Source organism: Streptomyces africanus, from assembly GCF_002150735.1.
GTDB lineage: Bacteria > Actinomycetota > Actinomycetes > Streptomycetales > Streptomycetaceae > Streptomyces > Streptomyces africanus.
This window is the reverse complement of record NZ_MUKA01000165.1, coordinates 30,878-42,896: the sequence shown is the minus strand read 5'-3', so window position 1 is coordinate 42,896 and position 12,019 is coordinate 30,878. Positions and strand designations below refer to the sequence as shown.

At 71.5% G+C, this 12,019-nt stretch carries 11 protein-coding genes; 6 read left to right on the top strand and 5 right to left on the bottom strand.

Annotated features, from left to right (window positions below; genetic code table 11):
* Window positions 1-280: 280 nt before the first annotated feature.
* The 5 genes from CCL05_RS20655 (at window position 281) to CCL05_RS20635 (ending at window position 5,297) form a co-directional block, all read left to right on the top strand.
* On the top strand, window positions 281-1,429 hold the full coding sequence (locus CCL05_RS20655) for a TraR/DksA family transcriptional regulator (RefSeq protein ID WP_208641578.1): 1,149 nt from the start codon (window positions 281-283) through the stop codon (window positions 1,427-1,429).
* Between the two features lie 89 nt (window positions 1,430-1,518).
* On the top strand, window positions 1,519-2,139 hold the full coding sequence (gene lspA / locus CCL05_RS20650) for a signal peptidase II (protein ID WP_086561970.1): 621 nt from the start codon (window positions 1,519-1,521) through the stop codon (window positions 2,137-2,139).
* 64 nt (window positions 2,140-2,203) lie between these two features.
* Window positions 2,204-3,148 (top strand): RluA family pseudouridine synthase, encoded by a 945-nt coding sequence (locus CCL05_RS20645; protein ID WP_020277562.1) that lies wholly within the window; start codon window positions 2,204-2,206, stop codon window positions 3,146-3,148.
* The gene (locus tag CCL05_RS20640; protein WP_086561969.1) at window positions 3,145-3,615 is read left to right on the top strand and encodes a GNAT family N-acetyltransferase; all 471 of its coding nucleotides are present in this window, start codon (window positions 3,145-3,147) and stop codon (window positions 3,613-3,615) included. Before CCL05_RS20645 ends, CCL05_RS20640 begins: the two co-directional genes overlap by 4 nt.
* A 95-nt stretch (window positions 3,616-3,710) precedes the next feature.
* Complete coding sequence (locus CCL05_RS20635; RefSeq protein WP_086561968.1) at window positions 3,711-5,297, top strand: Na+/H+ antiporter; 1,587 nt, start codon at window positions 3,711-3,713, stop codon at window positions 5,295-5,297.
* A 40-nt stretch (window positions 5,298-5,337) separates the two neighbouring features.
* On the opposite strand, the gene CCL05_RS20630 is transcribed toward CCL05_RS20635, so the two are convergent.
* On the bottom strand, window positions 5,338-6,462 hold the full coding sequence (locus CCL05_RS20630; protein ID WP_086561967.1) for a mechanosensitive ion channel family protein: 1,125 nt from the start codon (window positions 6,460-6,462) through the stop codon (window positions 5,338-5,340).
* Between the two features lie 107 nt (window positions 6,463-6,569).
* On the opposite strand from CCL05_RS20630, the gene CCL05_RS20625 reads away from it, so the two are divergent.
* Window positions 6,570-7,139 carry a dienelactone hydrolase family protein gene (locus tag CCL05_RS20625; RefSeq protein WP_086561966.1) on the top strand — a complete coding sequence of 190 codons (570 nt, stop codon included), beginning with the start codon at window positions 6,570-6,572 and terminating at the stop codon, window positions 7,137-7,139.
* An 18-nt stretch (window positions 7,140-7,157) separates the two neighbouring features.
* Here the strand turns inward: CCL05_RS20625 and CCL05_RS20620 are convergent, their stop codons facing one another.
* The 4 genes from CCL05_RS20620 to CCL05_RS20605 all read right to left on the bottom strand — a co-directional run bounded on the left by CCL05_RS20620 (window position 7,158) and on the right by CCL05_RS20605 (window position 11,871).
* The gene (locus tag CCL05_RS20620) at window positions 7,158-8,828 is read right to left on the bottom strand and encodes an alkaline phosphatase D family protein (protein ID WP_086561965.1); all 1,671 of its coding nucleotides are present in this window, start codon (window positions 8,826-8,828) and stop codon (window positions 7,158-7,160) included.
* 111 nt (window positions 8,829-8,939) lie between these two features.
* Window positions 8,940-9,758 (bottom strand): thioredoxin domain-containing protein, encoded by an 819-nt coding sequence (locus tag CCL05_RS20615; protein WP_086561964.1) that lies wholly within the window; start codon window positions 9,756-9,758, stop codon window positions 8,940-8,942.
* A 77-nt stretch (window positions 9,759-9,835) separates the two neighbouring features.
* Window positions 9,836-10,531 carry a hypothetical protein gene (locus CCL05_RS20610; RefSeq protein WP_086561963.1) on the bottom strand — a complete coding sequence of 232 codons (696 nt, stop codon included), beginning with the start codon at window positions 10,529-10,531 and terminating at the stop codon, window positions 9,836-9,838.
* Window positions 10,532-10,545: 14 nt separating this feature from the next.
* A complete protein-coding gene (locus CCL05_RS20605; RefSeq protein ID WP_086561962.1) occupies window positions 10,546-11,871 on the bottom strand; it encodes a DUF2252 domain-containing protein in 1,326 nt (441 codons plus the stop codon).
* Window positions 11,872-12,019 lie beyond the last annotated feature (148 nt).

Below are 12,019 nucleotides of genomic sequence, written 5' to 3'. Positions count from 1 at the left end.
GGCGGCCGGCAAGGAGGCGGCGGCCGGGGAGACGGTGGCCCGGAAGCCGGCGGCCGGGGGGTCGGCGGCTGAGGTCGCGGCCGAGAGGGCCCCGGCGAAGAAGGCGGCTGGCAAGGAGGCGGCTGGCAAGGAGGCGGCTGGCAAGGAGGCGGCTGGCAAGGAGGCGGCGGCCAGGGGGTCGGCGGCTGAGGTCGCGGGCGAGAGGGCCCCGGCGAAGAAGGCGGCTGGCAAGGAGGCGGCGGTCAGGAAGTCGGCGGCCGAGGTCGTGGGCGAGAAGGCCCTGGCGAAGAAGGCGGCCGGCAAGGAGGCGGCTGCTCGGAAGACGGCCGTCAAGAAGACGGCGGGCAAGGCTGCGGCCGAGAGGGCATCGGCCAAGGAGACGGCGGACAAGAGAACTGCGGCCGAGAAGGCCCCGGCGAAGAAGGCGGCCGGCAAGGAGGCGGCTGCCCGGAAGACGGCCGTCAAGAAGACGGCGGGCAAGGCTGCGGCCGAGAGGGCATCGGCCAAGGAGACGACGGCCAAGAGAACGGGGGCCAAGGCTGCGGCCGAGAAGGCCCCGGCCAGGAAAGCGGCAGCTCGGAAGACGGCAGCCAAAGCCGCAGCCGAGAAAGCCCCGGCCAAGGAGGCCGCGGCCAAGGTCGCGGCGAAGAAGGCCCCGGCCAAGAGCGCGGCGGCCGAGGAGGCGGCGGAGAAGAAGGCCCCGGCCAAGGAGGCGGCGGCGAAGAAAGCCGCTGTCAAACGGGCGAAGGCCGCCAAGGCCGGTGTCGTGAAGAAGGCCGGCGTCGCGAAGCAGGGCGTCGAGGCCGAGGGCGTTGGCGAGAGCACCACCACGAAGGGCGCTGTCGGGAAGGGCGCTGCCCGGACCGGCGCGGTCACACAGGACACGGCCGGGAGCAGCACGGCCAAGAAGGCGGGCGCGGCAAGGGCCGCGCAGCAGACGGGAGCGACGACCGTGGGTGCGAAGAAGACTCCTGGCACGGCGACGGCGGCCAAGACCGCTGTTCCGAAGGCACGGGCGGCAGCGGCGGAGCCCGGTGAGCTCGCGGTTCGCCCGGGCGAGGACCCCTGGACGGAGGCGGAGGTCGAGGAGGCGCGTGCCGAGCTGACGTCCGAGGAGATCCGGCTGCGTGAGGAGATCACGTCGTCGGAGCGGTCGCTCGCCGGTCTGATGCGGGACTCCGGGGACGGCGCGGGCGACGACCAGGCGGACACCGGCACCAAGAACATCACCCGCGAGCACGAGCTGGCCCTGGCCGCCAACGCGCGCGAGATGCTCGTCCAGACCGAGCGCGCCCTGGAACGCCTGCACGCGGGCACCTACGGCCTCTGCGAGAACTGCGGCAATCCCATCGGCAAGGCCCGCATGCAGGCCTTCCCGCGGGCGACTCTGTGCGTGGAGTGCAAGCAGAAGCAGGAGCGCCGGTACTGACCGGCCGCCGAATGCCTCCTGAGCACGTGGGGCGCCCGGGGTGTGCCGTACCCTCGTCCTCAGTCAGGCACCTAGGTTGAGGGACTCACGTGGCAGAGGCGGAGCGCATCATCGGTACGCCGGACACACCGGACGCGACCGGCAACGGGCGGGAGCGGCCCGACGAGGCGGCGGCCGCCGGGGCGTCCGGCACGGATGAGCCGACGGCGGCCGGGCGGCCCCGGGGCAAGCGCCGGATCGCGGTCCTGTTCGCGGTCGCCGCGTTCGCGTACGCCCTCGACCTGATCAGCAAGATGCTCGTGGTGGCCAAGCTGGAGCACCACCCGCCCATCGAGATCATCGGGGACTGGCTGAAGTTCGAGGCGATCCGCAACGCGGGCGCGGCCTTCGGCTTCGGCGAGGCCTTCACGGTGATCTTCACCATGATCGCGGCGGCGGTGATCGTGGTGATCGCCCGGCTCGCCCGCAAGCTCTACAGCCTGCCCTGGGCGATCGCGCTCGGCCTGCTGCTCGGTGGTGCGCTGGGCAACCTCACCGACCGGATCTTCCGGGCGCCGGGGGTCTTCGAGGGCGCGGTCGTGGACTTCATCGCGCCCAAGCACTTCGCCGTCTTCAACCTGGCCGACTCTGCGATCGTGTGCGGCGGCGTCCTGATCGTGCTGCTGTCGTTCAGGGGGCTCGACCCCGACGGGACCGTCCACAAGGACTGAGCCCGCGAGGGGTTGTCCACAGGCTCGGTACGGGGCTGTCGGGGCCGTCCGGCATACTCGACGGGTGAGCACGATTCCCGAGATCCGTACCCTGCCCGTGCCCGACGGACTGGAGGGCGAGCGCGTCGACGCCGCCATCTCCCGCATGTTCGGCTTCTCCCGGACCAAGGCGGCCGAGCTCGCCGCCGCGGGGAAGGTCACGGTCGACGGATCGGTGGTCGGCAAGTCGGAGCGGGTGCACGGCGGCGCCTGGCTGGAGGTCGAGATGCCGCAGGCGCCCGCGCCGGTGCAGGTGGTGGCCGAGCCGGTCGAGGGCATGGAGATCGTGCATGACGACGATGACGTGGTCGTGATCGTCAAGCCGGTGGGCGTGGCCGCGCACCCGTCGCCGGGCTGGACCGGCCCGACCGTCATCGGCGGCCTCGCCGCCGCCGGGTACCGCATCTCCACCTCCGGCGCCGCGGAGCGCCAGGGCATCGTGCACCGGCTCGACGTCGGAACGTCCGGGCTGATGGTGGTCGCCAAGTCGGAATACGCGTACACGTCCCTGAAGCGCCAGTTCAAGGAGCGCACGGTCGACAAGCGGTACCACACGCTCGTCCAGGGCCACCCGGACCCGACCAGCGGCACCATCGACGCGCCCATCGGCCGCCACCCGCAGCACGACTACAAGTGGGCGGTCACCGCCGAGGGCAAGCCGTCCGTCACGCACTACGACCTGATCGAGGCCTTCCGCGCGGCGTCCCTGCTCGACGTGAAGCTGGAGACAGGCCGCACGCACCAGATCCGCGTCCACATGGCCGCCCACCGGCACCCCTGCGTCGGCGACCTGACGTACGGCGCCGACCCGACGCTCGCCAAGCGGCTCCATCTGACCCGCCAGTGGCTGCACGCGGTGCGGCTCGGCTTCGAGCACCCCGGGGACGGGCAGTGGGCGGAGTTCGCCTGCGACTACCCGGAGGACCTGCAGAAGGCCCTGGACCAGGTCCGGGAGGAGACCTACGCATGAGCGTCCCGTCGTACGTGGTGCGTGTCGCCGAGGACCCGGCCGACCGTGAGGCGTGCTTCGCGGTGCGCAAGGAGGTGTTCGTCGGCGAGCAAGGCGTGCCGGAGGACATCGAGTACGACGCGTACGACCCGGGTGCCGTCCATGTGCTGGCGGTCCGGGAGGACGGCGTGCCGCTCGGGACGGGGCGGCTGCTGCTCGGGGAGGCGGCCGTGGCAAAGACCGGAGCCGACCCGTCCGTGGGCTCCCTCGGCCGGCTCGCCGTGGCCGCCCACGCGCGCGGACTCGGTGTCGGCGTCGCCCTCGTGCAGGCCGTCGAGGACGCGGCACGCGCGCGTGGTCTCGCGGCCGTGGACCTGCACGCGCAGACGCACGCGCTGGGCTTCTACGAGCGGCTCGGCTACGAGCCGTACGGACCGGAGTACGTGGAGGCGGGGATTCCGCACCAGGGGATGCGGCGTTCGCTTTAGCCCGTCCTGAAGGGTGCCGAAACGGTTTGTCCCGGGAGTTGCGTGGCAGGCTTGAGGGCAGTCGTGTGAACGTTTGACCTTCCGGAGCGCTGACCGTGGATCAGTTGGCCCTGCTGTTCGTGCTGCTGCTCGGGGCCGTGATCAGCGTCCCGGTGGGGGACCGGTTCAGCGTGCCCGCGCCGGTGCTGATGACGCTGCTGGGCATAGTCCTCGCGCTGCTCGACTTCGTACCGAACGTCGAGATCCCGCCGGACCTGATCCTGCCGCTGCTGTTGCCGCCGCTGCTGTACGCCGCGGTGCGGCGCACCTCCTGGCGGCAGTTCGCGGCGAACAAGAGGCCGATCTTCCTGCTGGCCGTGGCGCTGGTGTTCGTCACCATGGCCTGTGTGGCCGCCACGGCCAACGCGATCGTGCCGGGGCTGCCACTGGCCGCGGCGTTCGCGCTCGGCGCGCTGGTCGCGCCGCCGGACCCGGTCGCCGCGACCGCCGTCGCCGGGCAACTCGGGCTGCCGCGCCGACTGGTGTCGATCCTGGAGGGCGAGGGGCTGTTCAACGACGTGACGGCCATCGTCCTGTACCACGTGGCGATCGCCGCCGCCGTCAGCGGGACGTTCTCGCCCTGGAAGGCCGGGCTCGACCTCGTGCTGTCGGCCGTGGTGGCGGTGGCCGTGGGGCTCGCACTGGGCTGGGGCGCGAACAAGCTGATGGAACTACTCGGGGACGCGACCCTCCAGATCGGGCTGACCCTGCTGGTGCCGTACGCCTCGTACGTCCTGGCCGAGGAGATGCACGGGTCCGGAGTGCTCGCCGTGCTGACCACCGCGCTGTTCCTCGCGGAGTACGGCTCCGACGCCGACGACGTCATGACGCGGCTGGCCGGGCACACGTTCTGGAACATCGTCGACACGCTCGTCACCGGCGTGGCGTTCGGGCTGGTCGGGCTGGAGCTGCACAACGCGATCCACACCGCGTCCGGCCGGTGGGGCGAGCTGCTCGGCTGGGCGGCGGTGGTCGTCGGCGTGGTCGTGTTCGTACGGCTGTTGTGGCTGCTGCCGGCGACCTGGCTGACGAAGCGGCTGCACGCGCGGCGGGACTACGACGAGGACATCCCGGTGAGCTGGCGCGAGACCGTGGTGATGTGGTGGTCGGGGATGCGGGGGGTGGCCTCGGTCGCGCTGGTGCTGGCCATTCCGCTGGAGACCGACGCGGGGGCGCCGTTCCCCAGCCGGGACGAGATCATCTTCATCGCGTTCGGGGTGATCGTGGTGACGCTGGTGGTGCAGGGGCTGACGTTGCCCTGGCTGGTGCGGCGGCTGGGGGTGCGGGCCGACACGGACGTCGAGAAGGAGTTCGCGAAGGCGCTGGCGGTCCGGGCGGCCAAGGCGGCCAAGCACAGGCTCCGGGAGATCGAGGAGGTCGAGGAGCTGCCGGAGGAGCTGTCCGAGCAGATGCTGCGGCGGGCGTTCGACATCGCGGTGCGGATCAGTCCCGCGGTGGCCGAGGACGAGCGGCGGGAGGCCTATCGGGAGCGGGCCCGGCGGCTGAAGCGGGTGCGGCGGATCCAGCAGGAGATGCTGAGCGCCGCGCGGCACGAGGTGCTGGCGGCGCGGAGCGAGCCGGGGGCGGATCCGGAGGTGGTGGACCGGGTGCTGCGGCATCTTGATGTGCGGTCGATGCGGTGAGTCCCGGTCCGCGGGCCCGCCCCTGGCTGCTCGCCTTCCGTCAGCGGTCCGGCCTCGTGGAGCCGTGGTAGCGGCGTTGCTGGTGGGGGACGCCGTCCTGGGACGGGCGGTGGCCGTTGTGGGACGGGGGCGGGGTCGCGTCCGCCGTGTTGACCCGGGGCAGGGCGTAGGGGTGCTCCGCGGTCAGCCAGCGGATCATCTGCTCGCGGACCGCGACCCGTACCGTCCAGATGTCGTCCGAGTCCTTGGCGGTCACCAGGGCCCGCACCTGCATGGTGTTCGGGGTGGTGTCCGTGACGGACAGGTCGTAGGCGCGGCCGTCCCAGGCCGGGCACTGGCGCAGGATGTCACGGAGCTTCTCGCGCATCGCGTCCACGGGGGCCGTGTGGTCGACGTGGAAGAAGACGGTGCCGGTCATCTGCGGGGTACCGCGCGACCAGTTCTCGAACGGCTTGGACGTGAAGTACGACACCGGCATGGTGATCCGCCGCTCGTCCCAGGTGCGCACGGTCAGGAACGTCAGGGTGATCTCCTCGACCGTGCCCCACTCGCCGTCCACGACGACGGTGTCCCCGATGCGCACCATGTCGCCGAAGGCGATCTGGAACCCCGCGAACATGTTGCTCAGCGTGGACTGCGCGGCGACACCGGCGACGATGCCGAGGATGCCTGCCGAGGCCAGCAGCGAGGCGCCCGCGGCGCGGAACGCCGGGAACGTCAGCAGCATGCTCGCCGCGGCCACCACGCCGACGATCGCCGACACCACCCGCATGATCAGCGTCACCTGGGTGCGCACCCGGCGGACCCTGGCCGGGTCCCGCTGGGCCCGGGAATGGGCGTACCGGCTGTACGACGTCTCGACGACCGCCGACGCGATCCGGATCACCAGCCAGGCGGTCGACCCGATCAGCACCAGGGTCAGCGTCTGACCGATGCCCTCCCGGCGGCTCTCCAGCAGCTGTGCCTCGTCGTACGACCCTCTCAGCAGGGCCGCGAGGAGCACGAGCTGGTAGGGGATGCGGCCGCGGCGGAGCAGCCCCCACAGCGGTGTCTCGTGGTGCTGTTCGTCGGCCTTGCGCAGCAGGAAGTCGGTGGCCCAGCCGATCACCAGCGTGAGCACGACCGAGCCACCGACCACGATCAGCGGTCGCAGCAGATTTTCCATGCCCCCGAACCTAACCGGCTCGCGGGGCGCATGAACATGTGACTTCGGCGGCGGCCTGGGTAGTGCCGTGATGCGGGCCTGTCACACCCGGCTGGCACCATGGGCTCATGAACATCATGCTCTTTCACTCGACCCATGGGCTGCGGCCCGCGGTGCTCCAGGCCGCCGACCGGCTGCGCGCGGCCGGACACGAGGTGTGGACGCCCGACCTCTTCGAGGGACGCACCTTCGACTCGGTCGAGGAGGGCATGGAGCACAAGGAGAAGATCGGCAAGGACGAGCTGCTGAAGCGGGCCGTGCTGGCCGCCGCGCCCTACTCGGAGCGCGGGCTGGTGTACGCCGGGTTCTCGCTCGGCGCGTCCATCGCCCAGACCCTCGCCCTCGGCGACGACAAGGCGCGCGGGCTGCTGCTCCTGCACGGCACGTCGGACATCGCGCCGGGCGTCACGGCGGACGACCTGCCGGTCCAGCTGCACGTGGCGGAGCCCGACCCGTTCGAGACGGACGACTGGCTCAGCGCCTGGTACCTCCAGATGGGCCGGACCGGCGCGGACGTCGAGGTGTACCGGTACGCGGGGGCGGGTCACCTCTACACCGACCCCGACCTGCCGGACTACGACGAGGAGGCCGCCGAGGCCACCTGGCGGGTGGCGCTCGGCTTCCTCGACAGCCTGTAGCCGGCGGTTACCCGGGGCTCACACGGCGTCGTGGACGCGCTCGATCCTCTGCGTGCCGCTGCGCGTGCGGTACGAGCGGGACCACGTGGCGGTCGCGTCGCGCCGCGTCCGGTCGGAGACCACGTAGTAGTCCATCTGCGCGCGCTCGGCCGTGATGTCCAGGACGCCGAAGCCGTGGCGGTCGGTGTCGACCCAGTGGACGTGCCGGTTGGCGGCGCGGATGACGGGTGCCGCGACCGCGGAGAGCGTGCCCTCCGGGACCTTGACCATGTCGTCGAGGTTGTCGGAGGTGACCGAGGTGACGACGAACTCCGTGGCGGCCGACGGGGACAGCGGGTACGTACCGGCGTCCACCGGCACGTCGTTGGCCCAGGCCATGTGGATGTCGCCGGTGAGGAAGACCGTGTTGCGGATCGCGTGCGCGCGCAGATGGGCGAGGAGTTCGCGCCGGTCGTCGGTGTAGCCGTCCCACTGGTCGGTGTTGAGGGCGAGGCCCTCCTGCGGCAGGCCCAGCAGCTTGGCCAGCGGCTTCAGCAGGTCGGCGGAGAGCGAGCCGATGGCGAACGGCGAGATCATCACCGAGTTGCCGACCAGCCGCCAGGTGGTGTCGGACGCCTTCAGGCCCGCCTTGAGCCAGTCGAGCTGGGCGCGGCCGGTGAGGGTGCGGTCCGGGTCGTCGACCTGGCCGTTGCCGACCTTGACCTGCTGCGAACGGAACGAGCGCAGGTCCAGCAGCGAGAGGTCGGCCAGCTTGCCGAAGCGCAGCCGGCGGTAGGTGGTGCCCGCGATCGCCGGGCGCACCGGCATCCACTCGAAGTAGGCCTGCTTGGCGGCGGCCTGGCGGGCGGACCAGGTGCCCTCGGCGCCCTCGGTGTGGTTCTCGGCGCCGCCCGACCAGGCGTCGTTGGCGAATTCGTGGTCGTCCCAGATCGCCACGACCGGGGCCGCCGCGTGCAGCGCCTGGAGGTCGGGGTCCGTCTTGTAACGTCCGTGCCGGATGCGGTAGTCGGCGAGGGTGACGATCTCGTGGGCCGGGGCGTGCGGGCGGACGACCGTGCCGCGGGTGCCGTACTCGCCGGTGCCGTACTCGTAGATGTAGTCGCCGAGGTGCAGCCAGGCGTCCAGGTCGCCGCGGGCCGCGAGATGGCGGTACGGGGAGAAGTGGCCGGCTTCCCAGTTGGCGCAGGAGACCACGCCGAAGCGGAGGCCCGTGACGGCCGCGTCGGGTGCCGGGGCGGTGCGGGTGCGGGCGGCCGGGGAGTCGGTGCCGCCGGCGGAGAAGCGGAACCAGTAGTCGGTGCCCGGCTCCAGGCCGCGGATGTCGGCCTTCACGGTGTGGTCGGAGGCGGCCGTCGCGGTGGTGGAGCCCTTGGCGACGACGGTGCCGAACGCCCGGTCCTTGGCGACGGTCCAGCTCACCTCGGTGTCCGGGCCGAGTCCGGAGCCGGGTATGGCCTCCGGGACGGGCGTCACGCGGGTCCACAGCAGGATGCCGTCCGGCAGCGGGTCACCGGAGGCCACGCCGTGCAGGAAGGCGGGGGCCTGGTCGACGGCGCGCGCGGGCAGGGTCGCTGCCAGCGGTCCGGCCAGGACAGCGGTCGCCGCCGCGGCCTTGACGACCGTACGGCGGCGCGGGGTGCGGGAGTTGAGGTCCTCTGACGGCTTCGACGATCTGTATCGACTGGTCACGGACGATCAGGTTACTGATCGGTATGCGCCAGAGCGGGCGAACCGAAGGAAGTTCGCCCGCTCTTTACGTGGAGGCCGGTTACGGCACGGTGGCCGGTCCCGGACTCGCCGTCACTTCTTGAGGGCCTCGCCCACCACCCTGTTGAAGTCGGCCACCGTCATCAGCGGCGTGCCCTGGTTGTCGGCGGTGAGCTGCTTGCCGTCCATGACGAAGCCCGGGGTGCCCTGCACGCCGTCCTTGTTGTCGTCGAAGGTCTTCGACATGGCCATCGCCCAGGCGTCGTAGGTGCCCTTCTCGACCGCGTCCTGGAACTTCTTGTTGCCCTTCAGCTCCGGGACGGTGTCCGCGACCTTGATGAGGTAGCTGTCGTCCTTGAACTTGTCGGTCGTCTCGTCCGGGTGGTACTTCGACGAGTACAGCGCGGCCTTGTAGTCGAGGAACGCCTCGGGGCTGACGTTCAGCGCGGCACCCAGGGCGCTCAGCGCGTTCTTGGAGCCCTCGCCGTTGTCCTTGTTGTCGATGAAGGTGGCGCCGATGAACTGCATCTTGAACTTGCCGTCGTCGATGTCCTTCTTCACGGTCGAACCGACGGTCTGCTCGAACTGGGCGCACACGGGGCAGCGCGGGTCCTCGTAGACCTTCAGGGTCTTCTTGGCCGAGTCCTTGCCGATGACGACCGTGGTGCCCTTGGTGCCCGTGGTGTTGGCCGGGGTGACGACCTTGGCGTCCTTCTGGGCCTCCCAGTAGGTGGGCTTGTTGGCCTGGACGACCGCGTAGCCGATGCCGCCGGCTATCGCCAGGACGCCGACGATGGAGGCGGCGACGATGATCTGCCGCTTGGCCTTCGCCCGCTTGGCCTCGCGCTCGCGCTCGATGCGCAGCCGCTCACGGGCCGCCGTCTTCGCCGCTTGGGTGTTCCGCTTGCTCATGGTGATGTCTCCGTCGGGGACGCGCACAGGTCGTGTGCGGGATACGTAAGGGGGACTGCCGGTGCTCGAAAGGTGCCTCACGCGAAGGCGGGCGAGCACGGCGGTCCACGCCGTCCCAGACAGTGGGCGAGGATCCGCTCGCGGGCGGTGGGCGTGCGGTCGGCGGCCCGCGACGGCAGCCGGCGCCCGGCCGGGGCGCGCCTTACCGTCACCGCGGCGACTGCCAGCAGCAGCGGCCGGAACGTGGTCGCCCCCACGGCTCGCAGCAGCTGGGCCAGGGCCCGCTCGCCCCGGCGCAGCCAGACGGCGGCGGCCAGTCCCACGCCGATGTGCGCGCCGAGCAGCAGCCAGGCGGTGGCCGGGTCGGCGTGCGCGACCGCGGCGGCGAGCCGGTCGGTGCCGGTGGCCCCGGCCATCCGGGCCAGGGGGGTGCCGATCTCGCCGCCCCCGCACAGCACGTCCAGGCCGACCGACCGCAGCGGGCCGGCGACCGGGCCGCCCGACCGGCCGTAACAGGCGTGCTGTCCCGTGGTGAACACCGTGTCGGCGGCCAGTTCCAGCGGGATCAGCAGGGCCGCGATCCGTCCGAAGGAGCGCTCGCGGCCCGCCAGGGCGTAGGCGATCACGAACACGGCGGCGGCGACCGCGGCCACCGTGCCCACCGGGAGCGGGACCTGGGACAGCAGCACGTGCGACGCGGTGCTGAGCGTCACGACCACTGCCGTGAACAGCGCCGCGCGTACGGCTCTGAGCTGGATCCCGGATATGTCCATAGCGAAAGGAGACCTTACAGACCCGGGATCCGGCCGTTGCGGAACAGGTCCACGAAGGTCTGGTGGTCGGCACGCGCGCGTGCGCCGTAGCTGTGCGCGAAGTCGATCAGCAGCGGCGCGAAGCCCTCCTCGTCCCCCGCGATCGCCGCGTCGATGGCCCGCTCCGTGGAGAACGGCACCAGGGACTCACCGGACTGGTCGTCCGCCGCCGAGTGCATCGTGGCCGTGGCCCGGCCGAGGTCGGCCACCACCTGGGCGATCTCCTCCGCGTCGTCGATGTCGCCCCAGTCGAGATCCACCGCGTACGGCGAGACCTCGGCGACCAGCTGGCCCGCGCCGTCCAGCTCCGTCCAGCCCAGCCACGGGTCGGCGTGCGCCTGGAGGGCGCGCTGGGAGATGACCGTGCGGTGCCCCTCGTGCTGGAAGTAGTCGCGGATGGCCTGGTCCGTGATGTGCCGGGAGACGGCCGGGGTCTGGGCCTGCTTGATGTAGATCACCACATCGTTCTCCAGGGCGTCGCTGTGGCCCTCCAGCAGGATGTTGTACGACGGCAGCCCCGCCGAGCCGATGCCGATGCCGCGCCGGCCGACGACGTCCTTCACGCGGTAGGAGTCCGGGCGGGCCAGCGAGCTGTCCGGGAGCGTCTCCAGATAGCCGTCGAAGGCGGCGAGGACCTTGTAGCGCGTGGCCGCGTCCAGCTCGACGGAGCCGCCCCCGGCCGCGAAGCGGCGCTCGAAGTCGCGGATCTCCGTCATCGACTCCAGCAGCCCGAAGCGGGTCAGCGACCGGGCGTCACGCAGCGCGTCCAGCAGCGGGCCCTGCGCGGTGTCCAGCGTGAACGGCGGCACCTCGTCGCTCTTGGCGCCCGTGGCCAGGGCGTGGATCCGCTCGCGGTAGGCGACCGCGTAGATCGTCACCAGCTCGGAGATCTGCTCGTCGCTGAGCGCCTTCGCGTACCCGATGAGGGCGATGGAGGCGGCGAAGCGCTTCAGGTCCCAGGTGAAGGGGCCGACGTAGGCCTCGTCGAAGTCGTTGACGTTGAAGATCAGGCGGCCGTTGGCGTCCATGTACGTGCCGAAGTTCTCCGCATGCAGGTCGCCGTGGATCCACACGCGCGAGGTGCGCTCGTCCAGGAACGGCCCGCCCCGCTTTTCCTCGTCCAGGTCGTGGTAGAAGAGCGCTGCCGTGCCCCGGTAGAACGCGAAGGCCGAGGCCGCCATCTTCCGGAACTTCACGCGGAACGCGGCCGGGTCGGCGGCCAGGAGCTCGCCGAAGGCGGTGTCGAAGACGGCGAGGATCTCCTCGCCGCGGTGCTCGTCGTCGAGCTGCGGGAACGACATCGCTGGGTGCCTCCTGGTGCGTACGTCTCGGGCGGCAGGTCCGCCCTCCGGCTAACGTGCGGCGGTCCGCGGGAGTGCCCGCGACCCTCGCACGAAGGTACGCGGGTCAGGCCTCGGAGTGTCAGTGCCGAGGCATAGACTTCGACGC